This is a genomic window from Mycobacterium sp. 155, assembly GCF_000373905.1.
GTDB lineage: Bacteria > Actinomycetota > Actinomycetes > Mycobacteriales > Mycobacteriaceae > Mycobacterium.
The window spans coordinates 136,281-152,433 of sequence record NZ_KB892705.1; the positions used below are offsets into that span (position 1 = coordinate 136,281).

15 protein-coding genes and 1 tRNA gene are annotated in these 16,153 nt (G+C 65.4%); 6 read left to right on the plus strand and 10 right to left on the minus strand.

What is annotated here, in order from left to right:
• Positions 1-79 precede the first annotated feature (79 nt).
• Positions 80-1,429, minus strand: a complete 1,350-nt coding sequence (gene gdhA, locus B133_RS0100625; RefSeq protein WP_018598771.1) for an NADP-specific glutamate dehydrogenase — start codon at positions 1,427-1,429, stop codon at positions 80-82.
• Position 1,430: 1 nt separating this feature from the next.
• Positions 1,431-2,981 carry a methionine--tRNA ligase gene (gene metG / locus B133_RS0100630; RefSeq protein ID WP_018598772.1) on the minus strand — a complete coding sequence of 517 codons (1,551 nt, stop codon included), beginning with the start codon at positions 2,979-2,981 and terminating at the stop codon, positions 1,431-1,433.
• A 25-nt stretch (positions 2,982-3,006) separates the two neighbouring features.
• Between metG and B133_RS0100635 the strand changes: the two genes are divergently transcribed.
• The 3 genes from B133_RS0100635 (at position 3,007) to rsmA (ending at position 5,976) form a co-directional block, all read left to right on the plus strand.
• Positions 3,007-3,861: a TatD family hydrolase gene (locus tag B133_RS0100635; RefSeq protein WP_026255807.1), complete on the plus strand. Its 855-nt coding sequence runs from the start codon at positions 3,007-3,009 to the stop codon at positions 3,859-3,861.
• 85 nt (positions 3,862-3,946) lie between these two features.
• Entirely contained in the window at positions 3,947-5,074 is a 1,128-nt protein-coding gene (locus tag B133_RS0100640; protein WP_018598774.1) for a resuscitation-promoting factor, read from the plus strand.
• Positions 5,071-5,976, plus strand: coding sequence for a 16S rRNA (adenine(1518)-N(6)/adenine(1519)-N(6))-dimethyltransferase RsmA (rsmA, locus tag B133_RS0100645; RefSeq protein WP_026255808.1), 906 nt, complete (start codon positions 5,071-5,073; stop codon positions 5,974-5,976). The genes B133_RS0100640 and rsmA overlap by 4 nt, the downstream gene beginning before the upstream one ends.
• Before the next feature lie 68 nt (positions 5,977-6,044).
• Here the strand turns inward: rsmA and B133_RS0100650 are convergent, their stop codons facing one another.
• Entirely contained in the window at positions 6,045-6,902 is an 858-nt protein-coding gene (locus tag B133_RS0100650) for a serine/threonine-protein kinase (RefSeq protein ID WP_018598776.1), read from the minus strand.
• A gap of 54 nt (positions 6,903-6,956) precedes the next feature.
• Here B133_RS0100650 and B133_RS0100655 point away from each other — a divergent pair, with 54 nt between their 5' ends.
• The 3 genes from B133_RS0100655 (at position 6,957) to B133_RS0100665 (ending at position 10,621) form a co-directional block, all read left to right on the plus strand.
• The gene (locus B133_RS0100655; protein WP_018598777.1) at positions 6,957-7,925 is read left to right on the plus strand and encodes a 4-(cytidine 5'-diphospho)-2-C-methyl-D-erythritol kinase; all 969 of its coding nucleotides are present in this window, start codon (positions 6,957-6,959) and stop codon (positions 7,923-7,925) included.
• A gap of 311 nt (positions 7,926-8,236) precedes the next feature.
• Positions 8,237-9,871: a fatty acyl-AMP ligase gene (locus B133_RS0100660; RefSeq protein WP_018598778.1), complete on the plus strand. Its 1,635-nt coding sequence runs from the start codon at positions 8,237-8,239 to the stop codon at positions 9,869-9,871.
• Positions 9,872-10,183: 312 nt separating this feature from the next.
• Positions 10,184-10,621, plus strand: a complete 438-nt coding sequence (locus tag B133_RS0100665) for a hypothetical protein (RefSeq protein WP_018598779.1) — start codon at positions 10,184-10,186, stop codon at positions 10,619-10,621.
• A gap of 374 nt (positions 10,622-10,995) precedes the next feature.
• On the opposite strand, the gene pth is transcribed toward B133_RS0100665, so the two are convergent.
• The 7 genes from pth to B133_RS0100700 form a co-directional block, all read right to left on the minus strand.
• The gene (gene pth / locus B133_RS0100670) at positions 10,996-11,571 is read right to left on the minus strand and encodes an aminoacyl-tRNA hydrolase (protein ID WP_018598780.1); all 576 of its coding nucleotides are present in this window, start codon (positions 11,569-11,571) and stop codon (positions 10,996-10,998) included.
• Positions 11,572-11,586: 15 nt separating this feature from the next.
• Positions 11,587-12,231 (minus strand): 50S ribosomal protein L25/general stress protein Ctc, encoded by a 645-nt coding sequence (locus tag B133_RS0100675; protein ID WP_018598781.1) that lies wholly within the window; start codon positions 12,229-12,231, stop codon positions 11,587-11,589.
• 181 nt (positions 12,232-12,412) lie between these two features.
• Positions 12,413-13,063, minus strand: a complete 651-nt coding sequence (locus B133_RS0100680; RefSeq protein WP_018598782.1) for an LpqN/LpqT family lipoprotein — start codon at positions 13,061-13,063, stop codon at positions 12,413-12,415.
• On the minus strand, positions 13,060-13,401 hold the full coding sequence (gene arsC / locus B133_RS0100685) for an arsenate reductase (glutaredoxin) (RefSeq protein WP_018598783.1): 342 nt from the start codon (positions 13,399-13,401) through the stop codon (positions 13,060-13,062). Before arsC ends, B133_RS0100680 begins: the two co-directional genes overlap by 4 nt.
• Before the next feature lie 31 nt (positions 13,402-13,432).
• A complete protein-coding gene (locus B133_RS0100690; RefSeq protein ID WP_018598784.1) occupies positions 13,433-14,413 on the minus strand; it encodes a ribose-phosphate diphosphokinase in 981 nt (326 codons plus the stop codon).
• Between the two features lie 101 nt (positions 14,414-14,514).
• Complete coding sequence (gene glmU / locus B133_RS0100695; protein ID WP_018598785.1) at positions 14,515-15,960, minus strand: bifunctional UDP-N-acetylglucosamine diphosphorylase/glucosamine-1-phosphate N-acetyltransferase GlmU; 1,446 nt, start codon at positions 15,958-15,960, stop codon at positions 14,515-14,517.
• A gap of 88 nt (positions 15,961-16,048) precedes the next feature.
• Positions 16,049-16,120: transfer RNA gene (locus tag B133_RS0100700), tRNA-Gln, on the minus strand.
• Between the last annotated feature and the right edge of the window lie 33 nt (positions 16,121-16,153).

A 16,153-nucleotide genomic window follows, 5' to 3' on the forward strand; every position in this document is an offset into this window, starting at 1 on the left:
GTGCCCTCGAGACACCACGCGCGACCGGTTTGTGACACCACCGGCGACCAACGGGTTCGAATGTGGCTCAGATCACGTGTTACACCAACCCGAGCGCGAGCATGGAATCGGCGACCCGGATGAACCCGGCGATATTGGCCCCGGCCACGTAGTTGCCGGGTTGGCCGTACTCGTCGGCGGTGGTCAGGCAGCGGTCGTGGATGCGTCCCATGATCTCGGCCAGCCGCGCCTCGGTGTCCTCGAATGTCCACGAATCGCGCGACGCGTTCTGCTGCATCTCCAGGGCACTGGTGGCGACCCCGCCGGCGTTGGCGGCCTTGCCGGGCGCGAAGATGACGCCGGCTTCAGCGAAGAGCTTCACCGCCTCTGGCGTGCACGGCATGTTGGCACCCTCGGCGACGATCCGGCAGCCCGAGTTGATCAACAGCGCGGCGTCGGCTCCGGAGACCTCGTTCTGGGTGGCGCAGGGTAGTGCGATGTCGCAGGGCACCTCCCAGATGGTGCGGCCTTCGACGAACTGAGCTGCACCGGCGCGGGCTTCGACGTAGTCGGTGATCCGCCCGCGCTTGACCTCTTTGACCTCCTTGAGGACGTCGAGGTCGATGCCCTTCTCGTCGACCACGTAACCGCTGGAGTCCGAACACGCGACCACGGTGCCGCCCAGGGCGTGCACCTTCTCGATCGCGTAGATCGCGACGTTGCCCGAACCCGACAGGACCACTCGTTTGCCATCGAAGGAATCGTTTGCGGCACGCAGGATTTCGTCGACGAAGAACACCGTGCCGTAACCGGTGGCCTCGGTACGCACCTGGGATCCACCCCAGGTCAGGCCCTTGCCGGTGAGCACACCGGACTCGTAGCGGTTGGTGATCCGCTTGTACTGGCCGAACAGGTAGCCGATCTCGCGGCTGCCCACGCCGATGTCACCGGCGGGCACGTCGGTGTATTCACCGATGTGCCGGTACAACTCGGTCATGAAGGACTGACAGAACCGCATCACCTCGTTGTCAGAGCGGCCCTTCGGATCGAAGTCCGAGCCACCCTTGCCGCCGCCGATCGGCAGGCCGGTGAGCGAGTTCTTGAAGATCTGCTCGAAGCCGAGGAACTTCACGATGCCCAGGTACACCGACGGGTGGAAGCGCAGCCCACCCTTGAACGGGCCGAGCGCGGAGTTGAACTCGACGCGGAAACCGCGGTTGATCTGGACATTGTTGTTGTCGTCGAGCCACGGCACGCGGAAGATGATCTGCCGCTCAGGTTCGCACAACCGCCGGATCACTGCGTTGTCGGCGAACTCGGGGTGTTTGTCGACGACCGGCCCGAGGCTGGTCAGCACCTCGTAGACAGCTTGGTGGAATTCCTTCTCGCCGGCATTGCGCCGGGCCACTTCCTCATAGATGTCGTGCAGTTTGGGGTGTAATTCGCTCACGTCAATCCACCTGATATCGCGGGAACACTGCCGCGGGTGCGGGCAGCGTGACACCTGGCTTGAGCCGGGTGCTGATGGCGGCGAGGGCTCGCTCGCCGGCCGGCTGGCCGAGCAGGTCGAGCATCTTGCCCATCGATTCTGGCATCACCGGCTGGGTCAGCAGTGCGGCGATGCGCACTGTCTCCAGCGTGGTGTAGAGCACCGTACGGAAGCGCTGTTGGTCGCCCGCCTCGGCGGACTTGCGCAACACCCACGGTTCCTGTGCCGAGAAATACCGGTTGGCCGCACCGAGCACCGACCAGATCGCTTCCAGCGCAAGGTGCATGGCGGGTTCGGCGTAGTGTGCCCGCACCCGTTCCAGCAGCCCGTCGGCCGCCGCCAGCAGGGCGGTGTCGTCATCGGTGAACTCACCGGGATCGGGCACCACACCGTCGAGGTTCTTGTTGACCATCGACAGGGACCGCTGCGCCAGGTTGCCCAGTTCGTTGGCGAGGTCGGCGTTGATCCTGCCGATGATGGCCTCTTCGCTGTAGCTGCCGTCCTGGCCGAACGGCACCTCCCGCAGGAAGAAGTAACGCACCGGGTCGACGCCGAAGGTGTCGATGAGCGCCATCGGGTCGATCACGTTGCCCACGGACTTGCTCATCTTCTCGCCCTTGACGTTGATGAAGCCGTGGGCGAAGACCCTCCGTGGAAGCTCGATTCCGGCCGACATCAGGAACGCGGGCCAGTACACGGCGTGGAATCGGATGATGTCCTTGCCGATCACGTGCAGATCGGCGGGCCAGTATCGGCGGAAGTTCGCCGACGAGGTGTCCGGGAAACCCGCGCCGGTCAGATAGTTCGTCAGCGCGTCGACCCACACGTACATGACGTGATCGGGGTGGTCGGGGACGGGCACACCCCAGTCGAAGGTGGTCCGTGAGATCGACAGGTCCTTGAGGCCGCCGGATACGAAGCTGACGACCTCGTTGCGGCGGGCGTCGGGTCCGATGAACTCGGGGTTGTCCCGGTAGTGCGCGAGGAGACGATCGGCGTAGGCCGACAGCCGGAAGAAGTACGTCTGCTCCTCGGTCCACGTCACCGGGGTGCCGGTCTCGGTCGCGATGCGTGACCCGTCGTCCTTGACCTCCGTCTCATCCTCGGAGAAGAAGCGTTCGTCGCGCACCGAATACCAACCCTGGTAGCTGCCCAGGTAAATGTCACCGGAGTCGTTCATCCGGCGCCAGATCTCCTTGGAAGCCTCGAGGTGGTCGGCGTCGCTGGTGCGGATGAACCGGTCGAAGGAACTACCCAGCCGCTCCTGCATCCGCTGGAACACGTCCGAGTTCCGGTTGGCGAGCTCTGCGGTGGTGACGCCCTCTGCGGCAGCGGTCTCGGCCATCTTGAGCCCGTGCACGTCGGTGCCCGTCAGGAAGAGCACATCGAAGCCGTCGAGGCGTTTGAACCGGGCGATGGCGTCGGCGGCGGCTTTCTCGTACGCATGCCCGATGTGCGGCGACCCGTTCGGGTAGTCGATCGCAGTGGTGATGTAGTACGGCGTCTTGCTCATCGGGGGATCACTTTATGGTGTTGCAATGAGTTCCAAACGCTCAGGCAGGGGTAAGCCGCCCGCCCCGGAACCTTTGGCGCCGCTCGTCGATGCCCATACCCATCTCCATTCATGTGGCGCCGACACCGCCGACGACATCCACGCCATCGTCGATCGCGCGGCGGCGGTCGGCGTGGGGCGGGTGGTCACGGTCGCCGACGATCTGGCTGCCGCGCACTGGGCCGCCGGTGCCGCGGAGGCCGACGACCGGGTGTACGCGGCGGTCGCGCTGCATCCCACACGTGCCAATGCACTGGACGACGCGGCGAAAGCCGATCTGGAGCGGCTGGCTGCCCGTCCCCGCGTGGTTGCGGTGGGTGAGACGGGGATCGATCTGTACTGGCCGGAGAGGCTGGACGGCTGCGCCACGCCCGCGGAGCAGCGGGACGGCTTCGCCTGGCACATCGACCTGGCGAAACGGACCGGCAAGCCGTTGATGATCCACAATCGCGATGCCGACGCCGCGGTTCTCGACGTCCTGGCCGCCGAAGGTGCGCCAGAAACTGTGATCTTCCACTGTTTTTCGTCGGGTCCGGAGATGGCACGAATGTGTATCGATGCGGGCTGGATTCTGAGCCTGTCCGGCACGGTCAGCTTCAAAAATGCGGTTGACCTGCAGGAAGCCGCTCGGCTGATCCCGCCGGGGCAGCTGCTGGTGGAGACCGACGCGCCGTTTCTGACCCCACATCCGTATCGCGGAGCGCCGAACGAACCGTATTGCCTGCCATACACTGTCCGGGCACTGGCAAATTTGCTTGACCGGCCCGAGCAGGACCTGGCGGCCGAGACGGCAACCACTGCGGCTCGAGTGTACGGGCTGGACGAAAGTTGCCGTATGTAGGCCTTTTCGTTACCGTCTTGTGATCAACCGCTTGACGTGCAGTCGGTGAACTATGCCGTCAGTACCGGGAAGAGACGAATTTCGTATGGATGCGCTGAACAAACTTCATGAATCGCGCTCGCCGTTGCTCCGAGGTGTGGTCGGCGCGTTGCTGGTCACGCTGACCGCAGCGGGCGGCTACGCGGTCTCGACGCACAAGACCGTGACGCTCGACGTCGACGGGACGGCGATGACGGTGAGCACCATGAAGTCCAGGGTGATCGACGTCGTCGAAGAGAACGGCTTCGATGTCGGCGACCGAGACGACCTGTATCCCGCCGCGGATCAGCCGGTCCAGGATGCCGGGAACATCGTGCTGCACCGCAGCCGCCCGCTGGAGGTCTCCCTCGACGGTCAAAGCACCCAGCAGGTGTGGACCACCGCCTCGACCGTCGATGAGGCGTTGGCGCAGCTGCAGATGACGGACAAAGCTCCCGCGGCGGCCTCTCGCGGCACCCGCGTTCCGCTGGGCGGGATGGCACTTCCCGTCGTGAGTGCCAAGACGGTTCAGATCGACGACGGCGGCACAGTCTCGACCGTGCACCTGGCCGCCCCGAACGTGGCCGGCCTGCTCGAGGCGGCGGGAGCGCCGCTGCAGCAGAACGACACCGTCGTTCCCACGGCGGCTACGCCGGTGACCGAGGGCATGCACGTCCAGGTGACCCGGATGCGGATCGAAAAGGTCACCGAGCGGGTACCGCTGCAGCCGGACAACAAGCGCATCGAGGACACCTCGATAAACATGAGTCGTCAGGTCGTCGAGGACCCGGGCGCGCCGGGAACTCAGGACGTGACCTTCGCCGTGGCCAAGGTGAACGGAGTGGAAACAGGCAGGCTGCCAGTAGCCAATGTCGTCATTGCACCGGCCCGTGACGGTGTGCTCCGCGTCGGCGCCAAGCCTGGAACCGAAGTTCCACCTATTGCGAATGGAAGCACCTGGGATGCTTTGGCGCAGTGCGAAGCCGGAGGTAACTGGGGGATAAACACAGGTAACGGTTTCTACGGCGGCGTGCAATTCGATCAAAACACTTGGGAGCGGCAGGGCGGTTTGCGGTATGCTGCGAGGGCCGATTTGGCGACCAGGGAAGAGCAGATTGCGATTGCTACGGTGACGCAGGCACGGCAAGGATGGGGAGCTTGGCCAGTGTGTAGCGGGAGGATTGGGGCGCGCTGACTATTCGACTGCTCGGGCGGACCGAGATAAGACGCCTGGCCAAGGAGATCGACTTTCGGCCACGCAAGTCATTCGGACAGAACTTCGTGCACGACGCGAACACTGTCCGCCGTATCGTGTCGGCTTCAGGTATCCATCGCCATGACCACGTGCTTGAGGTCGGACCAGGCCTCGGTTCGCTGACGCTGGCTCTGCTGGACCGTGGGGCGCAGGTGACCGCAGTGGAGATCGATCCGCTGCTGGCGCGACAGCTGCCCACGACCATCGCCGATCATTCGCACAGCGAGATCAACCGGCTCACGGTGCTCAACCGCGACATCCTGACGCTGATGCCGGCTGATCTCACCGAGCAGCCGACCGCACTGGTGGCGAACCTGCCGTACAACGTGGCGGTGCCCGCACTGCTGCATCTGATGGCCGAGTTCCCGACCATCCGGACGGTGATGGTCATGGTGCAGGCCGAGGTCGCCGAACGACTGGCCGCCGAGCCCGGTGGCAAGGACTACGGGGTGCCCAGCGCCAAGGTGCGGTTTTACGGCAACGTGCGTCGCCACGGCATGGTGTCGCCGACGGTGTTCTGGCCGATTCCGCGGGTGTACTCGGGGCTAGTGCGCATCGATCGGCACGAGACGTCACCGTGGCCCACCGACGAGGCGTTCCGCGACGAAGTGTTCAACCTCATCGACATCGGGTTCGCGCAGCGTCGTAAGACGTCGCGCAATGCCTTCGCGGACTGGGCCGGCTCGGGCAACGAGTCGGCGGAGCGGTTGCTGGCCGCGAGCATCGACCCGTCCCGACGTGGTGAGACATTGGCCATCGCCGACTTCGTGCGGCTGCTGCAGCGCTCGAAGGAGGCTGCGCTGGAGGCCGTCGACGAGCAGGAACAGGTCCGCGCCACCTAGGTTTCACCGAGATCGACAAAAGGGTCGCTCACCGCGAAGGTGAGCGACCCTTTTGTCGATCTCGCCAGTCAGCGAAGTGCCCGCGTGATCAGTTTCATGAACTCTGTGCACGAGTCGTAGCGCATCTCTGGTCTTTTGGCCATCGCTTTGGTGACGATGGAGTCAACGGCACGTGGGATCCCGGAGATATATCTGGAGATCTTCGGTGGCGCGGAGTGCAGTTGATGCTCTATCAGTCCTGTGGCGGTGCTTGCGGTAAAGGGTGGTGAGCCGGTCATCAACTCAACGGCGGTGCAGGCCAACGAATATTGGTCGGTAGCAGCCGAGGGTGCTCGGCCGCTGAGGAGCTCGGGAGACGAGTAGGGCAGTGAGGCCTGGACCTGGGCCCGTGGCTCATGAGATGAGCGGGTTATTCGTCTGGCCGGGTCGAGGGTCAGGCGGCCGGTGTCGTGGGCGAGTCGGATGGCCACGTCTTCGGAGACCGAATGTGCGACCCCGAAATCGATCAGCACTGCTCTTGAAAAGGGCTTGTCGACCAGAATATTGGCCGGCTTGACATCGCAGTGCACGATTCCGTGCCGGTGCGAGTGGTCGAGTGCGCCGGCGATTTGGGTCAAAGCCGTGAGCTTGTCGGTCAGCGCCGCGAGCCCGCTGACCGTGCCGCCATCGATGAACTCCATGGCCAGCCAGGCCGGGCCGGCGTCGTAGACCGTGATGATGCTGGGGTGCGCGAGGCGGCGGGCGAAGTTGAACTCCCGCCGCAGCCGCGCCAGCTGATCGGGTTTGCGGTGCGATTCGTTGAGGACCTTGAGCGCGACAACGCGGCCATCGGAAGCGTGAGCGCGGTACACGACGGCCCAGCCTCCGCGGCCGAGGACCTCGTCGATCTCGAATTCCGCGGCGAACCCCTCACCGGGTGACACCACTGTCACAGCATAGGTTCGGTGACGGTTTGCCGTCGTCGGGGATAGTGTCGTGCCGTGTCCGCATCCGACGGCAGTACCGCATCCGAATGGGTCCCCACCGGGTCGGTCACCGTTCGTGTGCCTGGCAAGGTCAATCTCTATCTTGCGGTCGGCGATCTGCGTGACGACGGCTATCACGAGCTGACCACGGTCTTCCATGCCGTGTCACTGACCGACGAGGTCACCGTACGCAACGCTGACATGCTGTCGGTGACGATGTCGGGCGAGGGTGTGGAGTCGCTGCCCACCGACGAGCGCAACCTGGCGTGGCGAGCTGCCGTGTTGTTGGCCGAACATGTCGGTCGCGCCCCCGACGTCGCCATCACCATCGACAAGTCCATCCCGGTGGCCGGCGGGATGGCCGGCGGAAGTGCCGACGCGGCCGGTGTTCTGGTAGCGATGAATACCCTGTGGGAGCTGGGGGTGCCGCGACGGGATCTGCATGCCCTGGCCGCCCGGCTGGGCAGCGATGTCCCATTCGCGCTGCACGGTGGGACGGCTCTGGGCAGCGGACGCGGTGAGGAGCTGGCCACCGTGCTGGCCCGCAACACCTTCCACTGGGTGCTGGCGTTCGCCCAGCGCGGCCTGTCCACGCCGAAGGTGTTCGGTGAATTGGACCGGTTGCGCGCCGACACCGGCCGTGACGAGCCTCCGCGGGCCGAGGAGCCTGAACCTGTGCTGGCCGCATTGGCCTCCGGGGACGCCGGCGAACTTGCCTCGCTGCTGGGAAACGATCTACAGCCGGCGGCGCTGAGCCTGTACCCAGATCTGCGTCGTACGCTGCGGGCCGGTGTCGAGGCCGGGGCTTTGGCCGGCGTCGTGTCGGGTTCCGGGCCGACGTGCGCATTCCTGTGTGGATCAGCGACGGCGGCCGTCGACGTCGGGGCGGAACTGGCGGGCGCCGGGGTGTGCCGCACGGTGCGGGTGGCCAGCGGCCCGGTTCACGGCGCGCGGGTGGTGCCGGCGCCGTCGGCATCGGTCTGATGTCGCGTTGGTGTGACTCAGGACTCAATTCTCGCGATAGTTTGGCGGCTACTTAAGAGTCTCATAAGATGACCGATGGTGAATGCTCGTGGCCACGCGTCGTCGCCCGTCGTGCTCGGCGGGTGGTCGACGTGCGGTACCCGTCCGACGGCAGCCCCGTTGCAGGCGGCATCACCTAACCGAGACAAAACCGCTGCCCAATTGTGTGCGCGCGCCTGCACAATGGCGCTTTACCACAGGCGGAGCATGGAAATCCGGACGCTGTATCCCATGTCACCGGCGCTGCGGCTCCGGAAGCCGAGGAGGTCGTCGTGAGCAGGTTCACCGAGAAGATGTACCGCAACGCCCATGAGAGCTCTCGGGGCATGGTGACCGGTGAACCGCACGAGCCCGTCCGGCACACCTGGCTCGAGGTGCACGAACGTGCGCGACGCATCGCCGGTGGACTGGCCGCGGCCGGCATCGGCCCCGGTGACGCGATCGGCGTGCTGGCCGGATTCCCGGTGGAGATCGCCCCGACCGCCCAAGGCGTGTGGATGCGCGGCGCCAGCCTGACCATGCTGCACCAGCCCACCCCGCGCACCGATCTGGCGGTGTGGGCCGAGGACACCATGAACGTCATCGGCATGATCGAAGCCGCTGCCGTGATCGTCTCCGAGCCGTTTCTGGTCGCCATCCCGGTGCTCGAGGACAAGGGCATCAAGGTTCTCACGATCGCTGATCTTTTGGCCGCCGAGCCGATCGACCCGATCGAGACCGGCGAGGACGACCTCGCCCTCATGCAGCTGACCTCGGGTTCGACGGGTTCGCCCAAGGCCGTGCAGATCACGCACCGCAACATCCATTCCAATGCCGAGGCGATGTTCATCGGGGCTCAGTACGACGTCGACAGGGACGTCATGGTGAGCTGGCTGCCTTGCTTCCACGACATGGGCATGGTCGGCTTCCTGACCATCCCGATGTATTTCGGCGCCGAGCTCGTCAAGGTCACGCCGATGGACTTCCTGCGCGACACCCTGCTGTGGGCCAAGCTCATCGACAAGTACAAGGGCACCATGACCGCGGCGCCCAACTTCGCCTACGCGCTTTTCGCCAAGCGGCTGCGCAAGCAGGCCGAGCCGGGCCAGTTCGACCTCTCGACGTTGCGGTTCGCGCTTTCGGGCGCCGAGCCGGTCGACCCGGCCGACGTCGAAGACCTGCTCGACGCGGGCAAGCCGTTCGGCCTGGCGCCTGCGGCGATCCTGCCGGCGTACGGCATGGCGGAGACGACGCTGGCGGTGTCGTTCTCCGAGTGCAACGCCGGCCTGGTGGTCGACGAGGTCGACGCCGATCTGCTGGCGGCGCTGCGCCGCGCCGTGCCCGCCACCAAAGGCAACACGCGCCGGCTCGCGACACTCGGCCCGCTGCTGACCGATTTGGAAGCGCGTGTGGTCGACGAGAACGGCGATGTGATGCCGGCTCGCGGTGTCGGTGTCATCGAGTTGCGCGGCGAGTGCGTGACGCCCGGCTATGTCACCATGGGCGGTTTTCTGCCGGCCCAGGACGAGAGCGGTTGGTACGACACCGGCGATCTGGGCTACCTGACCGATGAGGGACACGTCGTGGTCTGTGGCCGCGTCAAGGACGTCATCATCATGGCCGGCCGCAACATCTATCCCACCGACATCGAGCGTGCCGCCGGTCGCGTCGACGGGGTCCGTACCGGTTGCGCCGTCGCGGTGCGGCTCGATGCCGGGCATTCGCGGGAGACTTTTGCCGTGGCTGTGGAGTCCAACGCCTGGCAAGACCCGGCCGAAGTGCGCCGGATCGAACACCAGGTGGCGCACGAAGTGGTCACCGAGGTCGACGTGCGGCCGCGTAACGTCGTCGTGCTCGGACCGGGCACCATCCCGAAGACCTCTTCTGGCAAGCTGCGCCGGGCCAACTCGGTCTCGCTGGTCACCTAGCCTGACGCGCAACGGATTACGCGACGGCGTCCTGGTCGCCTGGATCGCCAGGAAACTGTTCCGCGGGCTGCTGGCCTCGGTACCGATATCCGCGGCCTCGACCGAACCATCGAAATCCGGTAGGCCCCAACTCAAGTCCTGCTGACTCGAAAGAGGCTTCAAACCGGGCTGAAGAACAGGAAGAGTTCGCGGCAATCTGGGGGCCCCGGCGCTGGGACAATTATTGTCTGCGTCAATTCGGCCCTACTTGCTGAGAGATCGCCGTGGTCTGTATGTATACTTCCGCTGAACTTCATTAATGAGAGGACCGGCATGGCCAATACCCGTTTGGTTTCGGCGATCGTGGCGGCGGGCGTTATCGCCGCTGGGATCTCGGCGGGCACTGCATGGGCCGGTGGCCCGGGCGGATACGTCGAGAACGCTGCTGATGACATTTCCGCTGCCGTTGGTACCGGCGAATTCGAAGGCTCCCTAGTGGGTTTCACCGCGACTGGTGACACCAATGAGGAGGCTTCGGCGGCGGTCGTCGCAGCTTGCACGAACGCCGGTGGCGTCGAGTGCACCAGCGACGAGGTTACGAACGACAATCTTTGCATCGTCTCCGTCGCCGCAAGTGATGGCAGCGGTGTCGTGGCCGGTGGGGCCGGAGCGACTGTCGACGCCGCTCGTGCGGATGCCTTCAATCGGGCAGCCGCGAACAACACGCCCCTGGATCCGGGTGCCCAGGTCGTCGTATCGGCCTGCCCCTAATGAGGGACTCGATGTCTGAGCGCGCAGCGCATGACCACTCTGGTGCGGTTGAATCCCGGAAGGGGAATGGACGAATGATGAGTCGCGGCAAGGCAGCAGTTCTGATGCTGAGTTTGGCTGTCGTAGCGGGCATCTCGGCTCCTGTCGCGAGCGCCCGTCCGACCTGCCAGAGCACGGACTTCAAGACGATCTGCTCGACGAACGGCAGTACGTCGATCAAGGCACGGCCCGGCACGGTAGCGCCTCCCGCTAACATGCCGATGATCCCGTGGCTCGGCGCCCCCGGTCGCCGTCGCTGACTGAACGAAAATGGCCTATCCGTACGCGGATAGGCCATTTTCGGTCGCGGGGGATTTACTTCTCGCGCTGAGTCGCTACCAGGCGTGCACGGAGTTCTGGGCCGGCTCCAAGCCGATCTTCAACAGTAGTTCCGTAGCGTCGGCGGCCTGCTCGCAGATCGTCGGAACCTCTTTGCGTTCAACGGAATTGAACGGGTCGAGGACAAACGCCGCTGGGTCTTGCCGGCCGGGCGGTCTGCCGACGCCGATGCGGACGCGTTGGAAATCCTTGGTGCCCAGCGCTGCTGCCACCGAACGCAGACCGTTGTGGCCGCCCTCGCCGCCGCCAAGCTTGAGCCGGATCCGGCCGAAATCAATGTCGAGTTCGTCGTGAATGATCACGATGTCGGCCGGGGCGATTGAATAGAACTTGGCCAGCGGCCCGACCTGACGGCCGGACTCGTTCATGTACACCCGTGGTTTGGCCAGCACCACGGACCGGTCTCCCAACCGGCCCGTGGCGACTTCCGCTCCCGAGCGCTTGTGGACCTTGAAGGCCGAGCCCATGCGCCCGGCCAACAAGTCGGCCACCATGAATCCAAGGTTGTGCCGGGTCTTTGCGTAGACGGGACCTGGATTGCCCAAACCCACCACCAACAACGGCTCGGCCACGGCAAGGATCCCGATCTACTCGGCGGACTCTTCGGCGGCAGCCTCGGATGCTTCGGCGGGGGCTTGGGCCGTCTCGCCGGCGCCCTCGGAGTCGAGGTCCTCGGCGGTCGGCGACTCGACGACGTTGACGACCAGCAGCTCGGGATCTGAGATCAGACCGACACCGGCGGGCAGCGGGATCTGTCCGGCGGCGAACTGGGTGCCGGCCTCGGCGCCCTCGATCGACAGGGTCAGCTGCTCGGGGATCGACAGCGCCTCGGCCTCGATCTGGATGGTGTTGGCGTCCTGGGTGACCAGGGTGCCCGACGCGGGCTCGCCCTCGACAACGACGTTGACGTCGACGGTGACCTTCTCGCCACGCTTCACTACCAGCAGGTCGGCGTGCTGGATGTTGCGACGGATCGGGTGGACCTCCAGCGCCTTGGTCAGCGCCAACTCCTCCTTGCCGTTGATATCCAGGGTCAGCACCGCGTTGGTGCCCGAGTTACGGAGCACGGCCGCGAAGTCGTGGGCGTTGAGCTCGAGGTGCTGCGGGTCGGTGCCGTGGCCGTACAGCACGGCGGGCACCTTGCCGTCGCGGCGGGCCTGGCGCGAGGCGCCCTTGCCGGTACGGGTCCGCACCGAGGCGGTCAGCTTGTTGGGGGCCGAATTCTTGGCCATGTGTTGCTCCTTGTCCGGGGTACTGCGGTCAGATCGTCAGTACGGCCAGGGATGCAACAACTCGAATCTGGTTCCCGTCGATAACGGTGACCCATCGGATCCACCCTCGCCGTGACGCCTGGTCAGGGTAGCAAAGAACGCCCGCCGGCCAAAAATCTAGAGCGGGTAGGCGAGCCCAGGCTCACTTCTTGGTGACGTTGAACCCCGAGATGATCGCCTCGATGTCCGGCCCCTGCGCCTGGGCCTGGTCGGCGAACGTGGTGAGGGTGAGCTGGATCAGGTACCGCTGTGGCGGTTGCAGCCCGTCGGATGCGACGACGATGCGGTTGTAGCTCTGCATCCGTTGACCGTTGAGGTCGTAGGAGCCCTCGATCATCGCCGACGGGTAACCGTGCCAGTCGGCGGTCGAGGCGTTGAGCTGTTTGAAGTTCTCCGACAGCTGGGCGTCCGCGTAACCGTGATCCTTGATGGCTTTCGCGACGTCGAAGTCCCCGTGCAGGCTGAAGGCCAGCAGCATCGCGGTGGGGTAGGTGTTGCCCTTGGCGATCATGCGGGTGCCCGGCGCCAGGTTCGGGCTGGAGTAGGGGTGCCAGCCCGGCGGGGTGGGCATTGTGACGGTCAGCGTCGGGATCTTCTCCGGCGCGATCGGCTCCCCACTGACACCGACGCTTTCCAGATAGGTCGAGATGGGCACCGGAGGCTGCGCGCTGGTCGGCGTGGTCGTGGTGGTGCTGGTGGTCCAGATCGACTGGTAATCAGGGGTTTTCGCGCCACAAGCGGCGATCAGCACCGCGGTGGCCAGGGCAACCCCGGCGGCGATCGGCCGATTCACAGAATCTCGTGCACCGCTTCGATCGGTCGGGCCAGCCGGGTGCCCTTGGCGGTGACGACGAACGGGCGCTCGATCAGAATCGGATGTTCTGCCATGGCGTCGAGCAGCTCGTCGTCGGTGGCATCGGCCAAACCCAGTTCGGTGTAAAGCGATTCGCGCTTGCGCACCGCGGTACGCACGTCGATCCCGGCGTCGGCGATCATCTTCTTCAGCTCCGCACGGCTCGGCGGGGTCTTCAGATACTGCACGATCTCGGGTTCGATCCCGTTCTCGCGCAACAATTCCAGCGTCTTACGCGAGGTCGAGCACTTCGGGTTGTGGAAAATCGTCGGCACCATATTTGATTGCTCCTCGCGCACGCGCTCGTCGCTACGCGGACCCGTCGAACAGGCCCGTCACCGAACCATTCTCGAACACGGCGCGGATGGTGCTGGCCAATAGCGGTGCGATGGACAGCACGGTCAGTTGTGCGAACTGCTTATCCTCGCCGATCGGCAGGGTGTTGGTGACGATCACCTCGCGTGCGCCGCACTCGGCCAACCGCTGCGGCGCGGGATCGCTGAGCAGACCGTGGGTCGCAGCGATCACCACGTCCTTGGCACCGTCTTGGCGCAACAGTTTCACGGCGCCGGCGATGGTGCCGCCGGTGTCGATCATGTCGTCGGTCAGGATGCAGGTTCTGCCCCTGACGTCACCGACCACGCGATTGGACTTCACCTGGTTGGGCACCAGCGGGTCGCGCGTCTTGTGGATGAAGGCCAGCGGCACGCCACCCAGCGAGTCGGCCCACTTCTCGGCCACGCGCACGCGACCAGAGTCGGGGGAGACCACGACCATGTCCGAGCCTGCGTACTTGTCGGCGATGTAGCCGCACAGCAGTGACTGCGCCCGCATGTGGTCGACCGGGCCGTCGAAGAAGCCCTGGATCTGATCGGTGTGCAGGTCGACGGTCAGGATGCGGTCCGCACCCGCGGTCTTGAGCAGATCAGCGACCAGGCGGGCGGAGATCGGCTCGCGGCCACGGTGCTTCTTGTCCTGCCGGGAGTAGGGATAGAACGGCAGGACCGCGGTGATGCGCTTGGCGCTGCCACGCTTGAGCGCATCGATCATGATCAGCTGCTCCATGAGCCACTGGTTCAGCGGCCATGGATGGCTCTGCAGTACGAACGCGTCGCACCCGCGCACAGACTCCTCGAACCGCACGAAGATCTCACCATTGGCGAAGTCCCTCGCGGTCTGCGCAGTGACAGCGACGTCGAGTTCCTTGGCTACCTGTTCAGCGAGTTCAGGGTGAGCGCGACCCGAGAACAGCATCAGGTTTTTTCGATTGTCGGTCCAGTCCGTGGCCACTATGGCTGCCTTCGCGGTCGGAGGTCGATACGGCGCAATCGTACGTAGCGTTTCCAGGTGCGCGTTGCCGGGTTACCAAAGTGACAACACAGGGCGTCGAGTCACTCGTCCTCGCGGGCTTTACGAGCAGCCTCTGCAGCCGCCGAGCCGGGTCGTTTGCGCTCGACCCAACCCTCGAAAATGCGTTGCGCGTTGTCCGAGACGGCCAGCGCACCCGGCGGCACATCGTCGCGCAGCACGGTCCCCGCACCCGTGTAAGCACCGTCGCCGACGGCGACAGGCGCGATGAACATGGTGTCCGAACCGGTCCGGACGTGGGAGCCGATCGTGGTGCGGTGTTTGCTCTCGCCGTCGTAGTTGACGAACACGCTCGACGCCCCGATGTTGCTGTGGGCACCTATGTCGGCGTCGCCCACATAGGTCAGGTGCGGCACCTTGGTGCCCGCACCGATTGTGGAGTTCTTGGTCTCGACAAATGCGCCGAGCTTGCCGTCGGCACCCAGGATCGAGCCGGGCCGCAGGTAGGTGAACGGTCCGACAGTCGCGCCGGCCCCGATGACGGCGAGCAGGCCGTGCGTGCGCACCACCGACGCGCCGTCGCCCACCTCGACGTCGGTCAACGTGGAGTCCGGACCGATCTCGCAGTGGGCGCCGATCTCGGTGGTGCCGAGCAGTTGCGTACCCGGACGGACGACGGTGTCTCGGCCGATGGTGACGTCGATGTCGATCCACGTGGTGCCCGGGTCGACGATCGTGACACCCGCCCTCTGATGGCCTGCGATAATGCGGCGGTTCAGTTCTGCGCCCAGGTTGGCCAGCTGGACCCGATCGTTGATTCCGGCCACCAGCGCGCTGTCGTCGACGTGGCGGGCCCGCACCACTCGGCCGTCTTGGCGCAGGATGGCCACGACGTCGGTCAGGTAGAGCTCCTGCTGGGCGTTGTTGGAGCGCAACCGGCTCAACGCCGACCTCAAGTCGGTGATGTCGAACGCATACACCCCGGCGTTGATCTCCCGGATGGAGCGTTGCGATTCGGTGGCGTCGGTCTGCTCGACGATGCCGATGACCTCGTTGTCCTGGGTGCGCAGGACGCGACCGTAACCCCGGGGATCGGCCACCGTCGTCGTCAGCACCGTCGCCGCGGCGGTGGCGCTGGCATGTCCGGCGATCAGGTCGGACAGGGTGTCGGAGTCCAGCAGGGGGACGTCACCTGAGGTCACCACGACGGTCCCCGTGAAATCTTCGGGCAGCGCACTCAGCCCGCAGCCGACGGCGTGGCCGGTTCCGCGCTGCTCGTCCTGGATGGCGATGTCGATAGTGCGGTCCAGCTTGCCGGCGAGCTCACCGACGGCGGGGGCGATGCGCTCGCGGTCGTGGCCGAGCACCACCACAAGGTGGCGGACCGGCACACCGGCGACGGCGTGCACCGCGTGCGCGAGCATGCTGCGCCCACCCAGGGTGTGCAGCACTTTGGGGGTGTCCGAGTGCATCCGGGTTCCCGCGCCGGCGGCCAGCAGGATGATTGCGGCCTCGGTTGATGCGGTCACGTTTCCCCTTTCACCGCGAGCGTGCGCGTCTGTTCCTCGACACACCGCACCGAGCATGCAATTCGCGCACGCTCGTCGGCACCAATTGCTCCGTCGCCAGGACTCGAACCTGAACTATCTGAACCAAAATCAGAGGTGCTGCCGATTACACCACGACGGACCGATCAATCCGTGACTCTAGTGCAAGTCGATA

Coding starts and splice junctions, on each gene's coding strand:
- metG (WP_018598772.1), bottom strand. CDS start 2,981: ATGAGCAAGACGCCGTACTACATCACCACTGCGATCGACTACCCGAAC.
- B133_RS0100675 (WP_018598781.1), bottom strand. CDS start 12,231: ATGGCCAAGAATTCGGCCCCCAACAAGCTGACCGCCTCGGTGCGGACC.
- B133_RS0100640 (WP_018598774.1), top strand. CDS start 3,947: ATGGATGCGCTGAACAAACTTCATGAATCGCGCTCGCCGTTGCTCCGA.
- B133_RS0100635 (WP_026255807.1), top strand. CDS start 3,007: ATGAGTTCCAAACGCTCAGGCAGGGGTAAGCCGCCCGCCCCGGAACCT.
- arsC (WP_018598783.1), bottom strand. CDS start 13,401: ATGGTGCCGACGATTTTCCACAACCCGAAGTGCTCGACCTCGCGTAAG.
- B133_RS0100665 (WP_018598779.1), top strand. CDS start 10,184: ATGGCCAATACCCGTTTGGTTTCGGCGATCGTGGCGGCGGGCGTTATC.